The sequence below is a fragment of the Sulfurimonas sp. genome, from assembly GCF_026991475.1.
In the GTDB taxonomy this organism is placed as follows: Bacteria; Campylobacterota; Campylobacteria; order Campylobacterales; family Sulfurimonadaceae; genus Sulfurimonas.
Window position 1 is genome coordinate 1 of record NZ_JALXBK010000072.1, and the last position, 25,401, is coordinate 25,401.

Annotated in this window: 27 protein-coding genes; 10 read left to right on the top strand and 17 right to left on the bottom strand. The window is 34.4% G+C overall.

Going from position 1 to position 25,401, the window contains the following annotated elements:
- On the top strand, nucleotides 1–896 hold an 896-nt coding region (lpxB, locus tag MV589_RS05710; RefSeq protein WP_297432914.1), incomplete at its 5' end, for a lipid-A-disaccharide synthase.
- Here lpxB and MV589_RS05715 read toward each other — a convergent pair.
- Nucleotides 893–1,690, bottom strand: a complete 798-nt coding sequence (locus MV589_RS05715) for a DEAD/DEAH box helicase domain-containing protein (protein ID WP_297432917.1) — start codon at nucleotides 1,688–1,690, stop codon at nucleotides 893–895. The genes lpxB and MV589_RS05715 overlap by 4 nt on opposite strands.
- Nucleotides 1,691–1,968: 278 nt before the next feature.
- On the opposite strand from MV589_RS05715, the gene MV589_RS05720 reads away from it, so the two are divergent.
- Nucleotides 1,969–3,225, top strand: a complete 1,257-nt coding sequence (locus tag MV589_RS05720; RefSeq protein ID WP_297433012.1) for a DEAD/DEAH box helicase — start codon at nucleotides 1,969–1,971, stop codon at nucleotides 3,223–3,225.
- A gap of 8 nt (nucleotides 3,226–3,233) precedes the next feature.
- Here the strand turns inward: MV589_RS05720 and dsbD are convergent, their stop codons facing one another.
- Nucleotides 3,234–4,961, bottom strand: a complete 1,728-nt coding sequence (gene dsbD / locus MV589_RS05725; protein ID WP_297432919.1) for a protein-disulfide reductase DsbD — start codon at nucleotides 4,959–4,961, stop codon at nucleotides 3,234–3,236.
- Nucleotides 4,962–5,065: 104 nt separating this feature from the next.
- Between dsbD and MV589_RS05730 the strand changes: the two genes are divergently transcribed.
- The gene (locus tag MV589_RS05730) at nucleotides 5,066–5,287 is read left to right on the top strand and encodes a (2Fe-2S)-binding protein (protein ID WP_297432921.1); all 222 of its coding nucleotides are present in this window, start codon (nucleotides 5,066–5,068) and stop codon (nucleotides 5,285–5,287) included.
- Nucleotides 5,288–5,292: 5 nt separating this feature from the next.
- Here the strand turns inward: MV589_RS05730 and MV589_RS05735 are convergent, their stop codons facing one another.
- On the bottom strand, nucleotides 5,293–7,878 hold the full coding sequence (locus tag MV589_RS05735) for an ABC transporter substrate-binding protein (RefSeq protein ID WP_297432924.1): 2,586 nt from the start codon (nucleotides 7,876–7,878) through the stop codon (nucleotides 5,293–5,295).
- 3 nt (nucleotides 7,879–7,881) lie between these two features.
- On the bottom strand, nucleotides 7,882–8,379 hold the full coding sequence (locus MV589_RS05740) for a nucleoside 2-deoxyribosyltransferase (RefSeq protein ID WP_297432926.1): 498 nt from the start codon (nucleotides 8,377–8,379) through the stop codon (nucleotides 7,882–7,884).
- 121 nt (nucleotides 8,380–8,500) lie between these two features.
- Between MV589_RS05740 and MV589_RS05745 the strand changes: the two genes are divergently transcribed.
- From MV589_RS05745 to amrA, 7 genes are all read left to right on the top strand, one after another.
- Nucleotides 8,501–10,435, top strand: coding sequence for a thioredoxin domain-containing protein (locus MV589_RS05745; RefSeq protein ID WP_297432928.1), 1,935 nt, complete (start codon nucleotides 8,501–8,503; stop codon nucleotides 10,433–10,435).
- Nucleotides 10,436–10,446: 11 nt separating this feature from the next.
- Nucleotides 10,447–11,382, top strand: a complete 936-nt coding sequence (gene ppk2 / locus MV589_RS05750) for a polyphosphate kinase 2 (RefSeq protein ID WP_297432930.1) — start codon at nucleotides 10,447–10,449, stop codon at nucleotides 11,380–11,382.
- Between the two features lie 10 nt (nucleotides 11,383–11,392).
- Nucleotides 11,393–12,103, top strand: a complete 711-nt coding sequence (locus tag MV589_RS05755; RefSeq protein WP_297432932.1) for a lysophospholipid acyltransferase family protein — start codon at nucleotides 11,393–11,395, stop codon at nucleotides 12,101–12,103.
- Nucleotides 12,104–12,105: 2 nt separating this feature from the next.
- Nucleotides 12,106–12,888 carry a pyridoxine 5'-phosphate synthase gene (locus MV589_RS05760; RefSeq protein ID WP_297432934.1) on the top strand — a complete coding sequence of 261 codons (783 nt, stop codon included), beginning with the start codon at nucleotides 12,106–12,108 and terminating at the stop codon, nucleotides 12,886–12,888.
- Nucleotides 12,885–13,808 (top strand): 4-hydroxythreonine-4-phosphate dehydrogenase, encoded by a 924-nt coding sequence (pdxA, locus tag MV589_RS05765; protein ID WP_297432935.1) that lies wholly within the window; start codon nucleotides 12,885–12,887, stop codon nucleotides 13,806–13,808. The genes MV589_RS05760 and pdxA overlap by 4 nt, the downstream gene beginning before the upstream one ends.
- A gap of 93 nt (nucleotides 13,809–13,901) precedes the next feature.
- Nucleotides 13,902–14,915: a cytochrome-c peroxidase gene (locus MV589_RS05770; RefSeq protein WP_297432936.1), complete on the top strand. Its 1,014-nt coding sequence runs from the start codon at nucleotides 13,902–13,904 to the stop codon at nucleotides 14,913–14,915.
- 47 nt (nucleotides 14,916–14,962) lie between these two features.
- On the top strand, nucleotides 14,963–15,511 hold the full coding sequence (amrA, locus tag MV589_RS05775; RefSeq protein WP_297432937.1) for an AmmeMemoRadiSam system protein A: 549 nt from the start codon (nucleotides 14,963–14,965) through the stop codon (nucleotides 15,509–15,511).
- On the opposite strand, the gene MV589_RS05780 is transcribed toward amrA, so the two are convergent.
- The 13 genes from MV589_RS05780 to MV589_RS05840 are packed head-to-tail and all read right to left on the bottom strand — an operon-like array spanning nucleotide 15,512 to nucleotide 25,378.
- Nucleotides 15,512–15,769, bottom strand: a complete 258-nt coding sequence (locus MV589_RS05780) for a hypothetical protein (protein ID WP_297432939.1) — start codon at nucleotides 15,767–15,769, stop codon at nucleotides 15,512–15,514.
- A gap of 28 nt (nucleotides 15,770–15,797) precedes the next feature.
- Nucleotides 15,798–16,481 carry an SAM-dependent methyltransferase gene (locus MV589_RS05785; RefSeq protein ID WP_297432941.1) on the bottom strand — a complete coding sequence of 228 codons (684 nt, stop codon included), beginning with the start codon at nucleotides 16,479–16,481 and terminating at the stop codon, nucleotides 15,798–15,800.
- Complete coding sequence (gene hisG / locus MV589_RS05790; RefSeq protein ID WP_297432943.1) at nucleotides 16,481–17,107, bottom strand: ATP phosphoribosyltransferase; 627 nt, start codon at nucleotides 17,105–17,107, stop codon at nucleotides 16,481–16,483. Before hisG ends, MV589_RS05785 begins: the two co-directional genes overlap by 1 nt.
- The gene (locus MV589_RS05795; protein WP_297433014.1) at nucleotides 17,101–17,718 is read right to left on the bottom strand and encodes a type III pantothenate kinase; all 618 of its coding nucleotides are present in this window, start codon (nucleotides 17,716–17,718) and stop codon (nucleotides 17,101–17,103) included. The genes hisG and MV589_RS05795 overlap by 7 nt, the downstream gene beginning before the upstream one ends.
- On the bottom strand, nucleotides 17,718–18,032 hold the full coding sequence (locus MV589_RS05800; RefSeq protein WP_297432945.1) for a hypothetical protein: 315 nt from the start codon (nucleotides 18,030–18,032) through the stop codon (nucleotides 17,718–17,720). The genes MV589_RS05795 and MV589_RS05800 overlap by 1 nt, the downstream gene beginning before the upstream one ends.
- A gap of 16 nt (nucleotides 18,033–18,048) precedes the next feature.
- A complete protein-coding gene (locus MV589_RS05805; RefSeq protein WP_297432947.1) occupies nucleotides 18,049–20,226 on the bottom strand; it encodes a putative bifunctional diguanylate cyclase/phosphodiesterase in 2,178 nt (725 codons plus the stop codon).
- Nucleotides 20,227–20,251: 25 nt separating this feature from the next.
- On the bottom strand, nucleotides 20,252–20,464 hold the full coding sequence (locus tag MV589_RS05810) for a hypothetical protein (RefSeq protein ID WP_297432949.1): 213 nt from the start codon (nucleotides 20,462–20,464) through the stop codon (nucleotides 20,252–20,254).
- 25 nt (nucleotides 20,465–20,489) lie between these two features.
- On the bottom strand, nucleotides 20,490–20,702 hold the full coding sequence (locus MV589_RS05815; RefSeq protein ID WP_297432951.1) for a hypothetical protein: 213 nt from the start codon (nucleotides 20,700–20,702) through the stop codon (nucleotides 20,490–20,492).
- A gap of 51 nt (nucleotides 20,703–20,753) precedes the next feature.
- The gene (locus tag MV589_RS05820) at nucleotides 20,754–21,245 is read right to left on the bottom strand and encodes an HIT family protein (protein WP_297432953.1); all 492 of its coding nucleotides are present in this window, start codon (nucleotides 21,243–21,245) and stop codon (nucleotides 20,754–20,756) included.
- A 9-nt stretch (nucleotides 21,246–21,254) separates the two neighbouring features.
- Entirely contained in the window at nucleotides 21,255–22,538 is a 1,284-nt protein-coding gene (locus MV589_RS05825) for a TRAP transporter large permease (RefSeq protein ID WP_297432955.1), read from the bottom strand.
- A complete protein-coding gene (locus tag MV589_RS05830) occupies nucleotides 22,535–23,020 on the bottom strand; it encodes a TRAP transporter small permease subunit (protein WP_297432956.1) in 486 nt (161 codons plus the stop codon). Before MV589_RS05830 ends, MV589_RS05825 begins: the two co-directional genes overlap by 4 nt.
- An 18-nt stretch (nucleotides 23,021–23,038) precedes the next feature.
- Entirely contained in the window at nucleotides 23,039–24,874 is a 1,836-nt protein-coding gene (locus MV589_RS05835) for an Lnb N-terminal periplasmic domain-containing protein (RefSeq protein WP_521966170.1), read from the bottom strand.
- A gap of 57 nt (nucleotides 24,875–24,931) precedes the next feature.
- On the bottom strand, nucleotides 24,932–25,378 hold the full coding sequence (locus MV589_RS05840) for a DUF3015 family protein (RefSeq protein ID WP_297432958.1): 447 nt from the start codon (nucleotides 25,376–25,378) through the stop codon (nucleotides 24,932–24,934).
- Between the last annotated feature and the right edge of the window lie 23 nt (nucleotides 25,379–25,401).

The following is a 25,401-nucleotide window of genomic DNA, read 5'->3' on the forward strand; positions in this document are numbered from 1 at the left end:
GCTTTGTTGATGCCTTAAAAAAACTGCGATTTTTCTTTAAACTCGCTGATGAGATGACAGAACTCGCTCGTGATGCAGACAAAGTATTACTGATGGACTCATCAGGGTTCAACCTCCCACTTGCAAAAAAAATCAAGAAAAAGTACCCCGATAAAGAGATAATCTACTACATTCTCCCCCAAGCATGGGCATGGAAGAAAAAACGCATTCCTGTGCTAGCCCATACCATAGACAAACTCGCGTCCATCCTCCCTTTTGAGCCTGATTACTACCCAAAAGATGCACCCATAGAGTATGTGGGACATCCTCTGCTTGACCAGATAAAAGAGTTCAAAACAAGCGTGGCAAAAGAGGTAAAAAGCATCGTATTTATGCCCGGAAGCCGTAAGGGAGAGATAACAAAACTGATGCCAATGTTCAAAGAGGTACAAAAGAGGCTCAATCTAAACGCAGTGCTTATCATTCCTGAACATTTCACACAACAAGAGCGCGATACCCTCTATGGCGACATCACTGCGTTTGAAATCTCCCACACACCGCATAAAACACTCTACAAAGCAGATTTTGCCTTTATTTGCAGTGGTACGGCAACGTTAGAGGCTTCGCTCATAGGCATACCTTTTGTTTTGACCTACATTGCAAAGCCGCTTGACTACTTTATAGCCAGTAGACTTGTAAAGCTCAATTATCTCGGACTTGCTAACATTATGTTTGAAAAATTTAGAGGAGAGTCACTGCATCCTGAGTTTATTCAAGATGATGTCACGGTTGAAAATCTTTTAAAAGCCTATGAAACGTATGACAGAGAGAAGTTTTTACATGACTCACAAGCTCTACGCAGCTATCTTGGGCATGGGAGCTCTAAAAGAGTTGCGCAGATTATAGAGGAGAGTTAGTCCTCGCTTTTAGACTTACGCGCTTTAATATTTATCTTTTTACCCGTTACTTTTAGAGCATCCCATTTATCTCTTGGTGTTCCATCGTAGCGATGATTTCGCTCACCAGATTTTCCTGAAAAAAGTGCTTTTCCATTTTCATCTTTACCTAGAAATTTATTTGGAGATTTTTTCTTTTTTGCCCATTTGTCATCTTTTGGACGTTCACTGCGTTTAGCATCTTTACTGAAATCTTTTTTAAACTCTTTCTTTGGTTTATCGAAATTTTTTTTCTTCTCAAACGCAGCGTCTTGAGTATTTGTAGATTTTTCGTAGCGTTTTTTCGCTACCTCTTTTATTTCATCTTTAGAGAGTTTTTTTACTTTTGGTTTTTCATCCTCTTCTATTACAGGATAGTTAAATCCTTCTACGCTCTCTTGCTTTATAGCGCGACCTAAAAGCATCTCAATAAAGTGAAGATCATTTTGTTCACTCTCATCAAGCAGCATAAAAGACTTTTCAGTCGCTTTTGATGCGCGTGCCATATAAACAATATTTTTAATCGGCATCTCAAAACCAATGATAATATCTGCATGAAGCTCTTTATCTTTTATAAGATTCTTGTCTTCTATGACCTGTATCTCTTTGTTTTGTAACCCCTCTTCAATGATTTTTGCATCTTTAGCAGTCACAACAACAATGCTTTTACCAGCATTATCTTTTATAAGCAGGTTTAAAAGTTCTATTTTTTTCTCAAATGGGCATTGATAGACGCGGTGATTGTTGGGTTTTATGGTTAAGTTGTTTGATGACAAGTTGCATTCCTAAGTAAAGTCTTTATGCGATTATACCTAAATATTTTCTTTAATTACAGTTCAATATACATAACAGTTGAAGATAGCCAATAAATTGCCGCTAGGTAATTTATTGGCTCGTATATTCTTTTTTTTAATTAAGTCCAAAATGTAGCTTAAATGAAATTATAAATTATTTGCATTATTACCACAAAACGCAGAAATTATGCTATAGTGTAGAGATATACACAAGACTTTTTTAGTAAGGTCTCAATTAGGAAATAAAGATTAAAAACGAAATTACATTCAATTCACTCGGTTTATCAGCGCCGATTCTAAAAGCTGTCAAAGAACAAGGTTATACAACTCCTACTCCGATTCAAGCTCAGGCTATTCCCGTTATACTTCAAAAGAAAGATATATTAGCAGGTGCACAGACAGGAACAGGAAAAACAGCAGGTTTTACTCTGCCACTTTTGGAACTTCTTTCACGCAAACAAGCACAAAAAAAGCATAAAGTAAGAGCACTTATTTTAACGCCGACTCGTGAGCTTGCATTGCAGGTCGCTGAAAATGTAGCACTTTATGCTAAACACACACCTTTTAAATCAACCGTGATTTTTGGTGGGGTAAAGATAAACCCACAAATTGCACAACTTCGCAAAGGTGTAGATATTGTCATTGCAACCCCTGGTCGTCTGCTTGACCATATTTCTCAAAAGACTATTGATTTGAGAGAAATAGAGTTTTTGGTACTTGATGAAGCAGACAGAATGCTCGATATGGGTTTTGTAAATGACATCAAAAAGATCATAAACATCATTCCAAAACAGAGACAAACCCTCCTTTTTTCTGCAACTTATTCAGATGCCATTAAAAAGCTTTCAAACCAGTTTCTAAATGCTCCAACGCTTATAGAAGTTGCGCGTACAAATGCTTCAAGTGAGATAGTAAAACAGGCTGTATACCATGTGGACAAAACACGCAAGCGTGAGCTTTTAACACACCTTATAAATGAAGGAAAATGGCAGCAAGTCTTAGTTTTTACACGCACAAAACATGGGGCAAACAGACTTAGTGGACAGCTTGACAAAGATGGCATTACATCAGCGGCAATTCACGGAAACAAAAGCCAAAATGCACGTACAAAAGCACTCGCAGACTTTAAAAAAGGTGACATCCGTGTACTTGTAGCAACTGACATTGCAGCGCGTGGTATTGACATAGACCAACTCCCTCATGTTGTGAACTTTGAGCTTCCAAATGTAAGTGAAGATTATGTTCACCGCATAGGTCGAACAGGTCGTGCAGGTAACAAGGGCGAGGCTATTAGTCTTGTTTGTGTTGATGAAGATGAGTTTTTAGAAGGTATTGAAAAACTTATAAAAAAAGATATACCAAAAGTATGGATTAAAGAGTTTAAACCAGACCCTAGCATCAAAGCTGAACCTATAAATATGGGTGGAAACCGCGGAGCGAGAAATAAGCCACGCGGTGGAGGAAGAGCAAACGCAGGCGCAAGAGGCAATACGAATGCAAGAAGAGGCAGAAGATAAAACTTCTGTTATAAACTACGAAGATGCCCTAAAAACTCTTTTGGATCTTCGTACCCAATGATAGTCTTCGACTCTATCGGTTGCAAATCTTTGTCAAAAAAGATTATTGCCGGTGGTCCAAAAACACCGTACTTTTTACTGAGTGCTTTTTCATTCGCACCATTTTTTGTAACATCCGCACGAATCAGTACAAAATCACTCAATTTTTTTCTTACATCTGCATCTGCAAATGTCACTTCATCAAGCTCTTTACATGACGTACACCAATCAGCCGCAAAATCAAGCATTATTTTTTTACCACGGTTTTTTTCTAGCACTGCGTTTAGCTCTGGTATTGAAGTCACTTTTGTAAAATGCAACTCTTTACTTGAAACTGCTGCTACGCCTTGAATAGGAGAAGCTTTTAAAAATCCAAGTGGTTTGCTCATACTCGGTGCACCTGCTAAAACACTAATAAAAAGTGCAAGCGAATAAGTAAGTAAAATAAACGCAACGCTGCGTTTAAAGATATGCCCCTCTTTTGAAAAAGCATCCAGATAGAGTGCAAAACCTATGCCTACAAGTGCGTAGAGCAGTGTAGTCACATTTTCATCGACAACCTTACCAAGCATCCAAATAGAAACACCTAACATAAGCACACCAAAGACTGCGTTTACAAGAGTCATCCATGCACCTGGTTTTGGCATAAATTTACCAGCACTCACCCCAACGACAATAAGAGGCAGTCCCATTCCTATACTCATACTAAAAAGTGCTGCACCACCGAGAAGTGCATCGCCTGTTTGACCAATGTAAACTAAAGCACCTGCCAAAGGAGCAGCAACACAAGGTCCGACTATAAGAGCAGACAAAAAGCCCATAATAGCCACACCAGCATAACCGCTGCGTTTAGAGTTCGAGCTTACTTTTGCCACTAAAGCATCAGGAAGTTTAAGCTCATAAAAACCAAACATACTAAACGCAAGGAGCACAAAAACACCTGCAAAGGAGTAAACAACCCATGGAGTCTGCAAAGCAGCTTGAAGATTCGAGCCAAAAAGCCCTGCTAAAACACCGGCAATGGTATATGCCACAGCCATAGCAAGAACATAGACCAAAGAGAGTACAAAAGCTTTTTTAGTAGTTAGTCCTTCTCCTTGAGAGATGATTACACCTGAGATGATAGGAATCATAGGAAAAACACAAGGGGTCAGTGACAGTAAAAGTCCAAAACCTAAAAATGTCAAAAGCACCACAATAAAGCTACTTGATTTTATGGTTTGAGCAATGGAGTCTGTTTGGGATTGTTGCATAATTTTTCCGCCAGATGCCAGTTTTTTACTATCTATTTTAAGTGTAAAAACCTTAGAATTAGGCTCATAACATAAACCCTCTTCAGAGCAGCCCTGATAAGCAATTTTTACTTTTACATCTTTAATACCACTCACACCATCTCTATTTTTAAGAGTAAGTACAAAGTTTGGCGAGTGCATATAAACTGCGTCACCTTCATGATTGACTGTTTTTGGTTTTTGAATATTTTTAATGGTAAAATCTTTACTATCCTCCAATGAAATCTTTAATGATTTTTCATAGAGATATATCTTTTTCCCTAGTTTAACACCTACTTCTATTTGCGTTTTATCATTGACTTTTGCATATGGTGCAAACGCTTCATTTGGCATCAAAAACTTTCCTGCGTTTAGCGTGCCAAAAGTCAGTGTCAATAAAACAAATATCTTTACAAATATATTCATACTCTTATATCCTTTTCGATTTTGTGGAGAAATTATATCACTTAAATGTGTATATATTGTGTAAAGTCAGTTATAATATTCAAAAAAAATTATAAGAGGTTTTTATGATAGATGTAAATACTGAAATATGTGTGTGTAATTCACTCACTGTAAAAGATATAGCAGAGTGTATTAAAGAAAATAATCTCAAGTCTCTCCAAGAGATGTTACAAAATAACATCTGTCCAATGGGAGACAAATGCGAGGCGTGTCGCGATGAGGGTTACCATAATGATGGACTTAATCTTCCTTTAGTCCTCTCTTTGGTAAACACAAAACAGATATAGAGAAGTTAATGTTTGACATTTATAGGAATTTCAATAATAAAAGTCGTTCTTCCAGCTCTGCTATTGACATTTATTGTCCCATCAAACTGCTTTTCTAAAATCATTTTAGACATATAGAGTCCAAGTCCTGTCCCATTCTTCTCTTTAGTAGAAAAGTATGGTTCAAAAAGCTGTTTCATTACATCTGGTTTTATACCGCCTGCTCTATCTTCTATCAAAATTTTTACATGTGAATCAACTTTTTGACTACTAATCACTATAATTTTATCTGATACATATCTATTTTCTATATAAGCATCAATAGCATTGTTAAGTATATTTAAAATAACTTGAATAAGTTCACTTGAGTAGGTATTTAAAGAGACATCTTCAAAATTTTGCATCTCTATTTGTATATTTTCTTTCTCTAGTCTAGCATCAATAAAACCTAGAGTTTTTTCTAAAAGAGTTTTTAGGCTTATTTGTGTTGTATTTTTATTTGGTTGAAAATATGTTCTAAAATTATCAATAGTAGTTGAGAGATACTGTATTGTTTTATTTATCTCTTTTATTACATCTAAAAGTTGTTCTTTTGTTACTGAATGACTTATCATCTCTTGGAGCTGAATATTAGATATTTTCAAAGCAATAGTATTTAGAGGTTGTCTCCATTGATGTGCTATCATACTTATCATTTCTCCCATAACAGCTTGTTTAGATTGGGCTGTAAGTATCTCATCTTTTTGCAACAGTTCATTAACTTTTTCTTGTACATTAATCTCTAAAGAGTCATTTATTTGACGTAACTCTTTTGTTTTTTGAGCAACACTTTTTTCTAGTTCTTGATTAAAATTTTTGAGTTTTCTTTGATAATAGATCATCAAAAGAAAAATTATTCCCATCACTATAATTATGTCAATTACTAAAGTATAATCTACAACTTTATGATAGCGAGTCAGTCGCCACCCATCAATTATGGACTGGATTTTACTCTCAGCAATTGAATCCAATGTTTTTTGTAAAATTGAATAAAGCAAAGGATTATCTTTTTGGACACCGACACTTGCTTGAAGTGGATGATCCTTTGCTAAAAAACCATTAATTTTCAATTTTCCATAACCATATTTATCAATAAAATAATCTGCTTTTTCATCAATATCTACTATGGCATACACTCTATTTTCCAATACTTTTTCAAGCATCTTATTTTTATTATTTTCTACTTCAATATTCAGATATGGATAGTAATACTGAAGATAGTTTTTATATGCCTTTCTCTGTACTATAAGTAATTTACCTTTGAGTTCAAAAGGTGAATGTATAAATGATTTATCTAATTTACTCAAAAGCGTAAAATATGTAGCTGTTATAGGTTTAGTTGTTTTAATGGTTTTTAAATTATTTATTTGTTTAGCAGTAATAGATACCAACTGACATTTTTTATTTTTTAAGTGTTTTAATAAATCTTCTGCCGAATGAGATACTACAGGGATAAACTTCAGATCTGTTTTTTGAGAAATTATTTGATATAAATCAGCCATTATACCAATATATTTTCCATTTTCCATACCACCAACTGGTAAAAAATCATAATTTATACACATAGGAATTGTATGATGATTGCGTATATATTTTTGTTCTTCTTCTGTAAATTTTAAAGGATTTTTTTTTACTTTAAATATAAACCCATTAAGACTTCGTTTGCTTCCTATATTATATGTTTTTTGAAAAAGAGTTATTTGTTTATGCAAGAAATTTACATCTATTGAACCTATATCATAGATATATGGCAAAATGAGTTTATCTATTGCATTTGCTTCATATGTTAAAGCATCTTTTGAAATATTTGATGCATATTTTCTATGAATTATATCGACAAGCTCTTTTTTATGCGAAAGTGCATATTCCCATCCTCGTATAGATGCCTCTTTAAAAGCCTCTACTCTTTTTGGATGATTTTGCGCCTCTTTTTTGGAGGTAAACAGTTCTTCTTGCAGTGTAAAAAGATTTTCATTTGAGGGATTTAAAATATTATATTTCACACCAAGTTTATCAAGCTTATAGGGTTGATCAGATATATATGCAGTCATAGCATCCACTTTACCCTCAGCAAAAGCTTTTACATTAAAAGTTGGGGGAATATATGTAAAAGAGTCCAAGCCCACTCCATAACCTTTAAAGTAAGGACCAAAATTGAGTTGCATATCTAATTTACCTGCACACATCACCTTTTTACCAATCAAATCTTTAGGAGACTTAATATCTGGTTTAGTGATTAAAACAAGTGCAGAGCGTTTAAAAAATGAAGCAACTAAAACAACGGGCACCCCTTTTAAATATTCAATTAAAGTAGAAGAGTTATAAATACCATAAGTAGATTTTCCAGATACTACATCTTTTATAACATTCACACCATTTTTATACTCTTTAAAAGTTACATCAAGCCCTACATCTTTGTAAAAGCCTTTCTCTTTAGCGGCAATAAAACCAGCAAACTCAAACTCATACTTCCAATGTAGTTGCAGAGAGATATGATCTAGTCTTCTATAGTTACAATCCCCCATTCCATAAACAGAAGAAAAGAGTATAAGTATAATCCAAAAGAATTTCATTAATTACTCTTCTTTTAATTCTTCTAAGAGAGTTGCAAAATCTCCCTCCACTATTTTCATAGAACAAGCCAACATTAAATTTATAGGATATGCAAAGTCTTCTATAAAGAGACCATTTTCATCTACAAAACCATCTGAAGTAGCAAACTTTTCATCTTTTGAAAAGCTCTCTATGTAATCTTGTTTTTTATCCATATAGCCATATACTTTTTTACCAAGTCCATAAGCAAAACCACACTCCCAAACAGTACCACTATCTGCCTCTTTTCCACGAAACTGATTCAAATTTGCAATGACAATATCTGCTTTTTGAATCATCGCTACATTTGCCTGAAAAATATCCTGCGCTATTTTTTGTTTCTCTTGTGAAAAATCCACAACATTGTCTAATGGATAGAGACCTTCATATCCATACTCTGCACAAAGTTGCACAAGCTTCTTTCCTATTTCTATAGAATCTTTTTCAAAAACATCAGGTCCAGCTATATATATTTTTTTCATAAATACTCACTTTTCTAAATCAGCTTTTATTATACATAAAAAATTATAAATTTTAGTCAAAAAGTTTAAGCACTTCATTAGCACTTGTTGAATACCATATTTTTTTAAATTGGAGAATTATATGTCAAACAGATTAGCAAAAGAAGATAGCCCTTACTTACAGCAACATAAAGACAATCCTGTAGATTGGTGGCCTTGGTGTGATGAAGCGTTTGAAAGAGCCGAAAAAGAGAATAAAGCGATTTTTATTAGCATAGGTTACAGCTCATGCCACTGGTGTCATGTTATGGAAGAGAAAGTTTTTGAAGATGCAGAGTGTGCAAAAAATTTGAATGAAGGTTTTATTGCCATTAAGGTTGATCGTGAAGAGCGTCCTGATATTGACAAATATTATCAAGAGGTGCATCTTTTACTCAACCGTAGAGCTGGAGGCTGGCCAACATCTATCTTTTGTACTCCACAAAACAAACCATTTTTTGCTGGAACATATATTCCACCTGAATCAAACGCAGGAAGCATTGAGGGAATGGGCTTTAAAGAGCTTACAAAACTCATAACAAATAAAGTAAAAGCAATGGATGAAAAGCTCTTTGAAAATGCTGATGAGATTGAGGGATTTTTAAACCATCCAGAGCATCCTAAAGAGGCAACCGTTTTAAAAGAGGATTTTTACAAAAACTTTATGCTTCAAGCAAAAAACAACTACGATACAAGAAATGGTGGTTTCTCAATCAAACCAAAATTTCCTCACGCAGCAACACTCAATACCTTACTAATAATAGATAGACTCTATAATGACAAAGCAGCAAAAGCGATGGTAGAGACTACACTTACAAATATGACAAAGGGTGGAATGTATGACCTTGTTGATGGAGGATTTTGTAGATACTCTGTAGATGAAAAGTGGCTTGTTCCGCATTTTGAGAAGATGTTATATGACAATGCCCTACTCTGCGGTATATATAGTGAAGCTTATAAAACATACAACAATGACAACTACTTGAAAATCGCAAAAGAAGTGGCAAATTTCTGGCTACATTTTATGAGTGAAGATGGACTTTTTTACAGCGCAAGTGATGCAGATAGTGAGGGAGCAGAAGGGACTTACTTTACATACAGCTATGAAGAGGTTTACACGGTTTTAGCTCAAAATGGATATAACAATGCACAAGAGATGTGCCAAGAGATGAACATCTCACACCATGGAAACTTTGAAATGGGTCAAAATATAGTAAGATTTGAGAAAGAGATACCTTCATGGTTTGGTGAAGTGAAAATCTTATTACAAAATCTTAGAGCAAAAAGAGAGTACCCTTTTATAGACAAAAAAGTACAAACTTCTTGGTCAGCGATGATGATAAATTCACTCTTTAAATTAGGGACTATTGACTGCGTTTACAAAGAGAAAGCCATACAAAGTCTGGACAAACTTTTAGATACAATGTTTCTTGATGGAAAACTTTACCATACGACACTCATCCATAAAGAGCCAAAAGTTGAAGCTTTCTTAGAAGATTATGCCTTTCTTTCTCAAGCACTACTCACTGCGTTTAAATACACACAAAATGAACTCTATCTCATCCATGCACAGAGATTTATAAACAAGGCACTTGAGGAGTTTTATGACAAAGGTTTATGGAACTTTAGTGCTGGGGAGTTTGCTGTAAAAGCTGAAACAACAGATACAACATATACAAGTTCTGTCAGTGTAATGGTAGATGTACTCTTAACTCTTGGCACACTACTTGAAGATGAAAAATACACACATTTTGCTTTTAAAACAATGGAATACAACTCTTATGAGCTTGGACGCAAACCAATTTACTACCCTTTTATGCTCGTACAAGCTTTGAGATATGTAAAAGGTGATAGAATTATAAAGACAACAACACAAAATATACAAAATGGCGCATTAGCAAGCAAGGCGTTACGCTATCCTTTTACTCTTTTTAAAGCGTCTGAGGAGGATGGTTTTATGATTTGTGGAGAGAAAAGTTGTTTTGCAAATACGCAAGATATTGATGCAATTGATAGACTAATAACAAACTCACTTTAAAGGAGAGCAATATGGGTCAAGAGAGAGATATATTAGATGATGAGATAAGTGATGGAACAGAGCTCGAAGAGATAATTCATGAAGATAGACGAAAAAACAAAAAAGAACTTAAGCGTGAAAAGCGTGAAAAAGATCCACATAAAAAGCGTGTAGCGGTCTGGGTAAAAGATGAAGTCCTCCAATATGAAGATGAGCTAAAAACTCTTCAAATTGAACTGCTTAAGATGCAAAATTACATCAAAGAGACTGGGCAAAAAGTGTTAATGATATTTGAAGGACGCGATGCTGCTGGAAAAGGCGGAACCATTAAGCGTATTACAGAGCATCTTAATCCTCGTGGCGCAAGAGTTGTAGCACTTGATAAGCCAAGTGACAAAGAGCGTACACAGTGGTACTTTCAAAGATATGTTCAACACCTTCCTTCAGCTGGAGAAATAGTCCTTTTTGACAGAAGTTACTACAACCGTGCAGGAGTTGAGCCTGTTATGGGATTTTGTACTCAAGAGGAGCATAAAGAATTTTTGCACGAAGTACCTGAGTTTGAAAAGATGCTTGTAAATTCTGACATTAAAATCTTCAAGTTTTACTTCTCTGTCTCCAAACATGAGCAAAAAAAACGTTTTGATAAAAGACGCACTGATCCACTTAAACAGTACAAACTCTCTCCTGTTGATGAGCAATCTCAAGGTTTATGGGATAAATACACCATAGCAAAATACTCTATGCTTCTGGCTTCACATACAGAGTATGCACCATGGACTGTAATTCGCTCAGACAACAAGAAAAAAGCTCGTATCAATAGCATTAAACATATTTTAAATCATTTTGATTATCCTAAAAAAATCTCTAAAAAAAGGCTTAAAGCTGACGACACCATTCGTATTCATGCCAATGATGAGATAAAATTGATGGAAACCGAAATGACTCTTAAAAAGAATAACGCATAAGGAAAATTATATGTTCAAAGATTTAGGTAAATATATTTTTATGATAGAACTTGGATATAAATATATCAAAGTATTTAAAAAGACTTATTTTCATCCATTTATTACACAAAAGTATGGTTATCAGGAGCTCTCAAAAGAGCGACAAAGTTACTGTAATGATGTTTTAAAGTTTTTAAATATTGAAGTGAAAATCATAGGTGAACTTCCTAAAAAAGATAAAATTCTTTATGCTATAAATCATAGATCACTTCTTGATATTCTTGTAATGGAAAATGTATTTTCAAGATTCCATAAAAATGGAACTTGGATTGCAAAACAAGAACTCTTTGATGATCCACTTTATGGAAAATTTTTTCAATACAGTGGTTGCATTAGCGTTGATTTGGAAAATAAACGAGGTCTTTTGACATTTTTCAAAAAAATAAAAAAAACTTTTGCAAAAGTGGATGATATGAATCTCTACATCTTTCCAGAGGGTGAAAGATTTAAAGGTGAAGGTGTACAAGAGTTTCAAGGCGGTGCGCAAAAAATCGCAAAAGCCAACAATCTTGACATAGTTCCTGTCTACATTAATGACCAACTTGAAAAAGTGTTTAAAAATGCACCTTATCAAAAAACTTACACTGTAGAAGTACATATTGGTAAAATTATCAGCCATGAAAACTTGGAAGAAAAATATTTAGAATTTTACAATACAGTAAAAGAAAAAGAGGAAAAGTAACGATGACATTAGGTGTAAATATAGATCATGTAGCAGTTTTGCGAGAAGCTCGTAGGGTAAATGACCCAGATATTTTACAGGCTCTTTATGTGGCATGTGAAAACGGTGCGCAGCAAATCACCATTCATCTTAGAGAAGACAGACGCCATATTCAAGATGATGATGTCAAAAATATTTTAATGCACTCAAAAGTTCCTGTTAATTTGGAGTGTTCCATTAATAGAGAAATTTTAGATATAGTCAGTGAGCTAAAACCCCATCGTGCGACTCTTGTTCCTGAAAAGAGAGAAGAGGTTACAACAGAGGGTGGGCTTGATGTTTTTACACATGAAAATGAAATATCGTACGCTATAGAACAACTTCACGATGCACTCATTCCTGTTTCACTTTTTGTTGATCCAACCATAGAAGCTATGGAGCGCTCAAAAGAGTTAGGTGCAGAGATGGTAGAGTTACACACGGGTGCATTTTCCAATATCTATGCAATGCTAAACTCCTCCCTGCCCTACTCTAATCACTCAGTAAAAGAGTTAGAGTTGTCAAGAAGTACATTAAGCACGAAGTTAGAAGAGTCAATAGAACAAATAAAACTCTCTGCAATTCATGCAAAAAAGCTTGGACTTGAAGTAGCAGCAGGACATGGTCTTAACTACCAAAATGTTCATGAGATGGTTAAAATTCAAGAGATTTCAGAGTTAAATATTGGTCAGACTATTATTGCTAGAAGTGTTTTTACAGGATTAGCAGAAGCAATTCAAGAGATGAAGAGAGCAACAAGACGATGAACAAACCAACTATAGCCATCAGTATTGGCGATTTAAGTGGTGTAGGCATAGAACTCGCTCTCAATTCCCATAAAAAAATCTCAAAACTTTGTAAGCCAGTTTATTGCATCAATGAGAAGATGCTGGCACAAGCAGCTACACTGCTAAACGCAGCTATACCTGATGATTTTACTATTGCTCCCGTTGATGGTTTTTTTGATATAAAAGTAGCCCAAGTAAATGCACAGAGTGGCAAATATGCCTATGACTCTTTTATGAAAGCCATAGAACTCTGCCAAACGCAGCAAGCTGAAGCTGTAGTAACACTTCCTATTCACAAAGAAGCTTGGATGATGGCAGGGCTTGAGTACAAGGGACATACTGATTTAATGCGTAAGTATTTCAAAAAAGATGCCATTATGATGCTTGGCACTCCAGATATGTTTGTAGCACTTTTTACAGAACATGTTCCTCTAAAAGAGGTTGCCTCTGCAATTGAGTACAATAGACTAAAGCAATTTTTTCTTGACTTGCACAACTCTATAAAAAAAGAGAAAATTGCCGTGCTTGGACTCAATCCTCACGCAGGAGACAATGGTGTTTTAGGTGATGAAGAGCAAATCATCACAAAGGCAATAAATAGTGCCAATGAAGCAATAGGCTTTGAACAGTTCGTTGGTCCAATTGTTCCAGATGTCGCTTTTGCACCATACTTCCGTAAAAACTACAACTATTTTGTAGCAATGTATCACGATCAAGGTTTAGCACCACTCAAAGCCCTCTACTTTGATGAGAGTGTAAACATCTCTCTTAATCTTCCTATCGTAAGAACATCAGTGGATCATGGTACTGCGTTTGATATTGCATACAAGAACCAAGCCAGTAATTTGAGTTATTTAAACGCAGTAAAAAGTGCAATAAAGCTCATCAAAAGTAGTTAAAAGATAATTATTTTCTTTTAAGTCTTTTCGCGCTATAATTCTTCTATAAAAAGATAATTATTATCTTTAAATACATTTTACTAGGATAGACTTATGAAAAAAATTGTAGCAATTACACTTACAACGGCTTCACTAATGGCAGGTTCATTAGCACAGGATGCAAAGAATGCAGGACTCACACCAATTCCAGCATCACAAAGCGCGCTTTTAAAGCTCATTGATAACCCAAAAAACCCTATCACTAAAGCAAAAGTAAAACTTGGTGAAAAACTCTATATGGATCCACGCCTTTCAAAAAGCGAACTCATTTCATGTAACACATGTCATAACCTTATGGAAAGTGGAGATGATGGAGTAAGTGCTGCAACAGGTCATAAATGGAGACACAATCCTCACCACTTAAACTCACCTACTGTTTATAATGCTGTATTTTTTGGCTCACAATTTTGGGATGGACGCGCAAAAGACCTTGAAGCACAAGCACAAGGACCAACCCTTGCTCATCCGGAAATGGCAGCAACAAAAGAGCATATTGTTAAAGTTGTAAAATCTATGCCTGAGTATGTAAAAGAGTTTAAAGAGGCTTATGGAGATAATGTAAAAATTACATTTGAAAAAATTACAGATACCATTGGTAATTTTGAGAGAACTTTAGTAACTCCTGCACCATATGATGCATTTTTAAATGGCTACAAAGAAGCTATGACTCCTAAACAAAAAGAGGGATTAAAAACTTTTATTCAAATTGGTTGTGCATCTTGTCATAACGGCGTAGCACTTGGTGGAGAGATGGGTGCATTTAATGTAACTGCTACATACAAGTATATGAACATAGGCGACTTTAAAGGCGATAAAAACGGTATGGTAAAAGTACCAACACTTAGAAATATCACTGAAACAGCACCATATTTTCACAATGGTATGATTTGGAATTTAAAAGATGCCATTAAAGAGATGGGGCGTATTCAACTTGGTACAAAAATAAGTGACAAGCAAGCTAGCTCTATTGAGGCTTTCTTAGGTTCACTCACAGGTAAAAAACCGCACATGATGATGCCAATGCTTCCAGCATCTACAAATGCAACTCCAAAGCCTGATTTGAATTAAAGAGAAATAAATAAAGATTTTTATTTGTAAATAATGGAGAGAAAGTTATGAGTAATATTATAATTACAGATGATGAAAAAAAGTTAATAAAAACTATTGCCAAAGCTGCACTTGATGAGGCTGTTAAAAATAATAAACAGCTGAGTATCAATCCTTCAAAATTACCTCAAATTTTGAAGGAGAAGTTAGGTGCCTTTGTCACCCTGCATGAAGATTCAGAATTACGTGGTTGTGTTGGAAGATTTGAGCCCAATCAACCGCTTTATGAAATCATAATAGATATGGCAATTTCAGCTTCACGATATGACACAAGATTCCAACCTGTTACAGAAGAAGAGCTTAATAAAATAAACATCGAAATTTCCATCCTAACCCCTCGACAAAAAATAGACTCAGTTGATGAAATAGTAGTTGGTAAACATGGTATTTATGTAGAGTATGGCGGTAAAAATGGAACATACTTGCCACAAGTAGCTACGGACATGGGATGGAATGCAGAAGAATTTTTTAGAAGTTGTTGTGAAGAAAAAGCGGGCATAGCCCCACAAAATTGTCCAAAAGCGACAATCTATGCTTATGAAGCTATAGTTTTTTAACTATAGCTTATCTGCTGTAAGTCCTACCTCTTCAAGAAAGTGGCGAAGTTTTGTAATGGCATCTTTTGAAAGCTCTGGTCTGTGTGAAAGTGTAAGAGAGTGCTCTTTACCATTTAAGTGAATAATAGCACGATGCTCTTTGTTCACATCAACTGTTGCACCATAATGCTCTAACGCAGCCAATAACTTTTTACTATCGATATTTCCTGACATTGGGTGTTCAAAAATTTTTTGAATTTTTTGTTTATGTTTACTCATATATATATCCTTCTTTTGTTATACCTAATTATCGTCTTTTAAAGATTAAAAGCGTCTTATCTTCTCTGTCATAAAGCGAAAAAGTCTGTTTCTCTACAAGTTTTAGCCCTGAGAGTTTTTGAAAGAACTCTATCTTATGAAAATACTGCACAATAGTATCTTGATACTTCGTATATCTACCATCTTCATCTTTTTCAAAGAGTGTAAATTTTGTATGAAGTTCTTTGTTTTCAAACGCAGCATCTACGACTAAAAACTCATCCTCTTCATCATTGCTCATCGTCCCCTCTGCAACATCACTAAATCCATAAAGTGTATTTATATCTGCTATAAAAATGCCATCATCATTAAGTTTGTCAGAAATTGCATCACAAAACTTCACTAAATCATCTTTATCCATAAAGTTAAGAACATCAAAAATACTCACAATAGCATCATATTTACCAGCGACATCTGCCACATCAATGCACTCAGCGTCCAGCCCTGCTTCCTTACACTCTGCAACCATCACAGCACTTAAATCGACACCCTTACACTCTACACCATCACTTATCATGCGTTGCATAAAACCACCACGACCACAACCAACATCAAGAAGTGTTTTTACATCATACTCATCAAGTTCTGAACGGTAAAGGTCATAAAGAGCCTCAGTAGCCTCCTCAATCCCTAAAAGATGCTCTGCTTTTGCATATAAATCTAAATTTGTCATTAAGTATTTTGCTCTGCTTTTATCACTGCGTTTATCTTCTCATAAATGTCTAAAACTTCATCTTTTTTAGAGATATATGAGTTTTTATTTGCTATAAGGTAAGTAGAACTTGTCATGATGTCTTGAACAACTTCAAGCCCATTTTGTTTCATAGTCGTGCCTGTTTCCACGATGTCCACAATCATATCAGCAAGCCCGATGAGCGGTGCAAGTTCAATAGAACCATAGAGCTTGATGATGTCAACACTTACAGCTCTCTCTTCAAAATAACGCTTTGTAATATTTACCATTTTAGAAGCTACTTTGAGTTCTGGTTTACTAAGGTCTAACTTTTCACCTTTTCGCATACCAATGGCAACTTTACAAACACCACGACGCAAATCAAGCAGACGGACAACATCAAGCCCCTGCTCTTCTAGTGTATCAAGTCCTACAACACCAATGTCTGCTGCCTGATGATAAACATAAGTGGCCACATCTTGATTTCTTACAAGTAAAAAACGAAACTTTGGAGTCTCTAGTATCAATTTTCTATCATCAAATTTAAAACTATCACCAAAAATAGTCTCAAAAATCTCTAAAGTCTCTTTTGCTATACGACCCTTTGGCAGTGCAACTGTTAACATAAACCATCCTCATTTATAATCTTTTTCATAGAGTTAAAAATTAACTGATCATCAATTTTTGCATCTTTAAATATTCTTTTAAATTTTGACGCATCCCCACCCGTTAAAATAATAGGTAAATTATGTGACATAACTTCAAGATAAAGCGTCTTTAAATATCCATAACTTATAGCATCTTGTGAATTTTTCGGCATTATATCTAAGTCACACTCAAAGTTAAATGAATATGCAAGAGCAGGAGAAATATTTGCATAAGTTTTTTGCATTGCCTTTACCCCAGCATAGATAAATCCACCACAAAAAACTCCATTTTTTACCACATCAACGGTAATCGCACTTCCTGCATCAACAATCACACCATTTTCTATTGCCATTGCAGCCACAATTCTATCGATACCCATAGTCTCATAGTATTTTTTCTTATCTACAAACGCAGCTAAATCAATCCAATTTTCCAAAGAGGCAACTCTTTTACTAACCGCTGCGTTCACAGAGATAAAATATACTTTTTTTGTAACGGATGTCGGATTAAATGTAGAAACACTCTCTTTAAATGCATTCTCACCATCAAGAAAATGATACGAACTATTGCCAATATCACAAAGAAGCATCACTGAATTTTCCAGAGAGCCTCTTTAAAGGCCTTTTGAGCTTTAGAACAAAGAGGAGCATCTATAAAAATGATTTTATGCTTAAAATTATGCTCACAATAGAGAGTGAGTTTTGCATATATCTCTTCAAATTTATATACATCTTTCATAAGTATTCGGCTCTTTTGACTCACTGCAAAAATAGCCCAAAAATAACCATAAGTATCCGTTGCTATATAAATTTTTATTTTATTTCTGATTCCCAACTCTTTAGGAGCAACCTCTTGCATCTTTTTAAAAAGTTTTCCTTTTTTTCTTAAGGAATCAACAACCATCTGCATATCTATACTCTTATCTTTTAGCATTTTTTGAAAGAAGAAAATCTTTACAAATCACAGCTGAGAGCGGTTTTGAAAAGTAATATCCCTGAATGTTTACACATCCTTCATCTATAAGAAAATCCAACTGTTCTTGCGTTTCAACACCTTCTGCTATTGTTTCCAAGCGAAGATTTCTTGCAAGAGCTATGATAGTTCTAACAATAGAGACTGCATCTTTATTATATGGAAGATCTATAATAAAACTACGATCAATTTTAATCTTATCAACTGGCAACTCTTTAAGATAGGAAAGTGATGAATAACCAGTACCAAAATCATCAATAGAAATAGAAACCCCAAGCTCTTTCACTTGTCTAAGTATCTCAATTGAGCGTTTGGGATTATTCATAACTTGACTCTCTAATATTTCTACTTCTAAATAAGCTGGATCAAAATTTTCACTCAAAAGAAGATGTTTTAATTCAGCAACAAAATCGCCTTTTTCAAGTTTTTTTGTCGAAATATTAACAGAAACTTTTCCAGTCTTTACACCCTCTCTATGCCACATTAGAAGTTGTCTCATTGCGTGAATTAACATATATTCATCTATATCAATTATAAGATCACTCTCTTCACAAAACGGAATAAATTCACCAGGATAAATAATACCTTTTTTAGCATCTTTCCAACGAATTAAAGCCTCAAGTCCTATAACTTCATTTGTTATCGCATTTATTTTTGGTTGGTAATATGCTACTAACTCTTGATTTTTAAGGGCACTGCGTATATTCCTATCAAGTTCAAGTCTTTTTTGAGACATTTTGCCCATAGATGTATCATAAGATACGTAATTATTTAATCCCATATCTTTTGAAATATACATCGCAGTTTCAGCATTTTTCAGTAAGCTATCTACATCATTTCCATCTTGTCCTAAAATACTACGACCAATACTAAATGTAATATGAATATCTTTATCTTTTATATAAAATGGTTTTTTCATAATAAAAATTATTTTTTCTATTAAGTTTATATTACTATAATCAGTCATATTTGTTTCAACTATAACAAATTCATCTCCGCTAATTCTCGCCACAATATCGTTTTTATGTACACATTCTTTAAGTCTATCTGCCACTTTTTTCAATAACAAATCACCTATATAATGGCCATACACATCATTTATCTTTTTAAATCTATCTAAATCAAGAAAAACAATTCCAACTTGATACTCATTAATTTGAGTATCACTAATAATATTATCAAGCTTATTAACTAAAGAAACTTTATTGTCTAGTCCGGTAAGAGGATCATTCATTGCAATAAATTTAATCACATCTGCTTGTCTTTGTATCTCTAAATCTTTTTCTGCCAAATCTTCTAAAAGCTCTTTGTAGTAGTCTCCAACACTTTTACTATAATTTGTAATAAAAACTTTATAAAGTAGTAACATTAGTAACAAGAACAACAGAGCAGCTATTAAAACAATTTTTTCTATCTCTTTATCTATACTAGAGAGGTCAATATCTCTAAGATTTTTTGCTAAAATAATTTTCACTTTATCTGTAGAATGTATATTTTTTAACTCAAATGCTCTCAAAAGTAAACCACTCTTTTCATCTACAACATAGCGTTCAAGATCTGCCATCTTTTCTCTGGGCATAGTATTAATAGTTTCAAAAAGATTGGAAAAGTAAAAAGGGTTTGAAAGGTAACGGCTTTTATTCTTATCAACTATGGCCATAGCACTATAATCTTTGATGTCAAAGTGAAAAGAAAAAGCATTAAAGTTAGCCTTTGCAACAAGGTTTGATGTATATTTTCCTTTTGCATTATAGGCAGGAGCAACAGAAGTGATAGTAATATAAGGTCTATTTTTATAAAAAGTAATAGTATCCTGAATAGATTTAGGTGGTTTTAGAGTTGTTTTTGGCAAATAAGAAAAATTGATATTATTAAACAAGGAATATTTTTTTAGACTAAGAGAGACTCTCTCTCTATTTTGAAAAGGAGACTGAGCCATTATTACAGTTGCTACTGCAAGCTCTTTTTTCTTACTCTTTATACTCTCTTCAAAATTTGAGGAGAGTTCTCTTGCTGTTTGTAAATAAATACCATCTCTAATCTCATCAAGAACTCTTGAAGAGTAAATATAACCTATACTTCCAACTATACTTAGTAATATTCCACCAACAAGCGTTATCCTCAATCCATTCGCCATATATACTTTTTACCTATTTAGTTAAACCTAATTCTGCAAAAAGCACTTCAAAATACTCACTTATATTGAGCAACTCTTCTTTTAACAAACCAAACGCTTTATCCTCTTCAACCCACTCTTCTATACGTTTAACACTATCACTCTTTTGATTCTCATCCAATTTGTCTGATTTAACAACAGCCTCTTTAATTCTCTGTAAATGTTCTCTATGTTTATGTGCACTCATATTTTCTCCTTATTTATTGTTTTTTTTAATAATTTTTATATTTTCCAGCTTTTGCTGCAGCACGAAGTTCTTGAATCTTTTTATCCATAATATTTAAAATAATATCTGCCGCTTCGCTATCGTCACCCTCAGGAACATCCCAATCCGTAATTTTCATATTTGCTTTAAAAAGTAACTCTAACTCTTTTTCAATTTCAGCTTTTCTAACAGCCAATTCTTTAATAACAGCATCTGTCATTTGTATATCCTTTATTTATTTTTCTTTTAGTATACATCAATTCTAGTAAATTTATATATATTTAGGAATCAAACTTTTAAGTTTTTTATATATTTTTTCAAAATCTGTTGAATATACTCGTGTTTGAGCTATAGAAGTGATGAAATTTGTATCGCGCTCCCAACGAGGAACTAAATGCATATGAATATGTTCTGCAATTCCAGCTCCTGCAGCCCCTCCGAGATTCATCCCAATATTAACACCCTTAGCACCAAATCCCTCTTTTAAAAGGCGTACACATTTTTGTGCAAGCACAGATATCTCTAGCCAAGTCTCAGCAGGAAGCTCTTCCAACTTATCTGTATGCATATTTGGAATAATCATAAAATGCCCAGGAGTATAAGGGTACTTATTCATCACTATAAAGCAGTTTTTGGCTCTATGCAAAACATGTAGTTTTTCATCTTCATCTATATGCGAAGATATATAACAAAAGACACATCCTTCTATCTTTTCATTTGTAACATATTCATCACGCCATGGGGCATAAAGTATATTTTCCATCACTTCCTCCTATAAAAATGCAAATACTAAATCTGGAAATAGAATAACAAGTCCTAAACCTAAAAGCTGTAATAAGATAAAAGGAACAATACCTTTGTAAATATCCATAGTTGAAACACGATTTCCAGCTGCACCTTTTAAGAAAAATAGAGAAAGTCCAAATGGTGGTGTTAAAAATGAAGCCTGCAGGTTCATAGCTATAAGCACACCAAACCAAATAGGATCAATTCCAAACGCAGACATAACAGGAACTAAGATTGGAACAATGATAAAACTGATCTCTATAAAATCTATAAAAAAGCCAAGTATAAAAATACTAAACATCGCCACGCCAATAAAGACCCAAACATTTCCAATGTCATTTGAGAAAAAGTCAAGTATCAAATCCGTTCCACCCAACTCATTAAAAACAAGACTAAACGCAGTCGCACCAATGAGTATCATAAATATCATTCCCGTAAGCTTCATCGTCTCAAAAAGTGCATACTTTATCATTTCAAAATTCAGTGTTTTATTAAACGCAGAGAGTATCACACCACCAATAACACCAAACGCAGCTGACTCAGTAGGTGAAGCAATACCTGCAAAAATACTCCCTAAAACTGCCAACATCAAAAGCATTGGAGGGACAATGGCATATAAAACAGAGCTAAAAGTCACTTTCTCTTTACTTACAATGGCCGGAGCGTCCTCTTTTTTTATATAGGCTCGAATAAGTATATAGGTGATATAGAGCGATACAAGTATAAGTCCAGGAAGTACTGCACCCATAAACAAATCGCCAACGCTTACACTCATAACATCACCTAAAACAATCAAGATGATAGAGGGCGGAATAATCTGTCCAAGTGTGCCACTCGCAGCAATCGTTCCAGAAGCTAGACCTTTGTTGTAACCTGCATTTAGCATAAGTGGCAGAGCAATAACACTCATCATAACGACAGAAGCCGAGACAATACCTGTCGAAGCAGCAAGAATAGCACCAACAAGAACCACACTTACACCAAGTCCACCACGCACACCTTTAAATAGTGAACTCATCGACATTAAAAGTTTCTCTGCCATCCCAGATTTTTCTAAAATCAGCCCCATCATAATGAAGAGTGGCACAGCCATAAGCGTAGTATTACTCATAATTCCATAGATGCGAAATGGCAGAATATTAAAAACATCTAAGCCAATGTCAGGAATAAAAAAGGCAAACATCATAGCCACACCACCAAAAGCAAATGCAACAGGAATACCAACTAAAAGAAGCATAAGAGCCACAACAAACATCACTAAAGCTATCATAATTCTCTAAACCTTTTTATATCACTCCAAAGCTCTTTAAAAGCCTGCATCGCTAAAAGTATAAAAGCTACAGGCATCAGTGATTTTACTATCCAGCGGTATTTCAATCCACCTGGGTCACTTGATGCTTCATGCTGTACAAAACTAAGCTCTACAAACCCAATACCGATGTAAATAATAAGAAATGAGAGAGGAAGCACAAAAAAAACAAATGAGAAAATATTTATAAGTGCTTTTAATTTTGGTGAAAACTTCTCATAAAAAATATCTACACGAACATGAGCATTATTTCTCAAGGTATATGCAATACTAAGCAAAATAACCACATCAAAAAAGTGCCACTCCAACTCTTGCAAGGCAGTAGAACCTGCTGAAAAAAGGTAACGACTCGTTGCATCAAAAACAACTAAAAGCACTAAAGAAGCCAATATAAACGCAGTCAAATAGGAGACATATTTTGTAATATTATCTATAATTTTCAAACAGTTCCACCTCTATAATTAAAAATAGTATTTAAACATAAGCCTAAAAGTCTGCTCATTTCGCATCTTCTTTGCCTTGAATTTCTCTTTATAGTCGTATTTTAACACGATTTGGCTATTTTTAGATATTCTTACCCCTTGCAGCGCATTTATGAGTAACTGCTCTTTACCATTGTCATAGTACCTTTGTCTAAATTCTACATTTGTATTAAAATTTTTAAATTTATCAATTTTAAACCCAACAGTACCACCTAGCCCACTAACGGGTTGATTTTCCATATATAAAAGTGGATCTAGTAAAAAGTAGAGATAGCCCAGTTTATTACCCCAACTATACCCTGCTCCAATAGTAAAATCAAAAGTAGGTTTTGTAGTGAGATAATCATTGTCCCACCCTATCTTTGTTCGCCATGAAAAGCTTTTAAAAAATTCACTTCTTTGTGCTAAAGAGACTATGGAGATGATTGTCGCCTCTTCAATTTTCATTTTATCTGCTCTATACGAAGCTAGTAAGTTTAAAAACTCAATTTGTGTCCCTCTTAAAAATCCATAGTTACTATCTTCTAAATCATGATAAGCAGGACGAACACCAAGAAAACTAATAAACTTAGAATCTCTGACTCCCACACCAGCTTGCAGACGAACTGCACGGTGCCCATTTACCGGATTAGGCGGTGTTTTTATTTGTAGTGATTTGCCAATGCCCAGCTTTGCTCTTTGTGTTGTTAGCTCATGAAAACGCTCAAGATAATCCTCTTTTTTTACTTTCCCTCTACTATATTGATACTCTAAATACTCAATAGCAGCTTCTAAAATATACTGCTTTTGTGTTATATTTATACTTTCATTTGCATCTATATTTTTTGCCTTCATTGAACCATTGACAAGTTTTATAGGTAAATAAACATATTTATTATCTATTAAATTCTCATATTTTAGAAGCTTCGTTCTTTTTGAAGGACGATAATTATAAGAAGTAATTATCCCTGCTTTTTTTATCACATGAACTGTTTCCAAAGGAATTACCTGATAAGTAAATTTTGAACGCAAATCAAGTGTTGGACGAGCTGATTCAATCAACCACAACATACTGTAAGAACAATTATTGGTAAAAAAGTAATAATGAGAATGCGTACCATTTAATTCCCAAATATGCCTAAACATACGCACCGTCTCTTTTTGTGTAAGGTTCAAATTATATTCCCAAATATCTCTCTGCTCAGAGTCTCTATACTCTTTTAGTTTATCATAGTAGGGAAGCAGAGAGTACATTCCATAGTATCCACCGGTGAGCCCTTTTATTGCAAAGAGTATGCCATTTTCTTTCGTTTCATCTGCATCTGCAGCATAATTAACAGCATAAGAGAGCAGCTTGGAGTGATAAGAGGAGTTTATGCGTAAAAATGTATGCCCAAACATAGAAGCTGGGGAGTTAATATGTGCAGCAGGAAAGACTAAAGTAGTAGATTTTGGATCAACTCTTTTAAAAATCTTCTCATACTCTAGACAATTTGCTTTTGGAAAATCAGTGGCTTTGAGCTGCTCTTGTAGCCAAGCATAGCGTGCCGGAAACTTACATATACTAGAATTATCATCCTTCTTTTGTAATGAAAAAAAAGCATCAAGTGTTGCGTTTAATTCACTTGAGGGATTAGTCGCACCATCTTTTGCAAAAAAGAAATTTGGATCATCTATCTCACTACTATCACCATTCATATGCAATAAGATATGCCAATAATGTTTTTTTGAGAGTTGTAGTTGTTCTGCTCTATTTTTATAATTTTGAACACCTGATGCACAAAAAAGCTGTGTGCTAAAAAGTATAAAAAGAGTGATTTTTAAAAAATTAATAATGAAACCTTATTTTGAGGAGAGTATCTTCGCACAGGGAAGTTCCTGCGCGATTTAAACTTATAGTGCAGTTGTAGAAATATTATCTAAAACATCAGCCATTTTAACTGATTTAGAGCTATAAATTTTATTGTAATTTGCTTGAAGTGCCGCATTGAAAGCCACTTTATCGCCTACTTTTAAAAGTTCATCTAAAGCATCTAAAGATTCACCATGACCAACTGCTATCTCTTTTGCTAAAATGTCCATATTTGAAGCAACAAATTCTGATGCTCTTTCATTCATAACAAGTTTAGTCTTTTTACATCCCAATGTACCAGAAGTAATACCAAAAGTTTGGTTCATTGAAGTACCATTTGTAGTAGCTTGTAGCGCCAACATAACAGCAGATGAATCATCTTTAATAATCATTGCACCAAGACCACAACCCGTTTGGCTATTTGTACTTGCAAAACCAACCGTACTTAACGCAGCAACTGCTGCTAAACTTACTAACAATTTTTTCATTTTCGACCCTTTTTTTTCTAAGA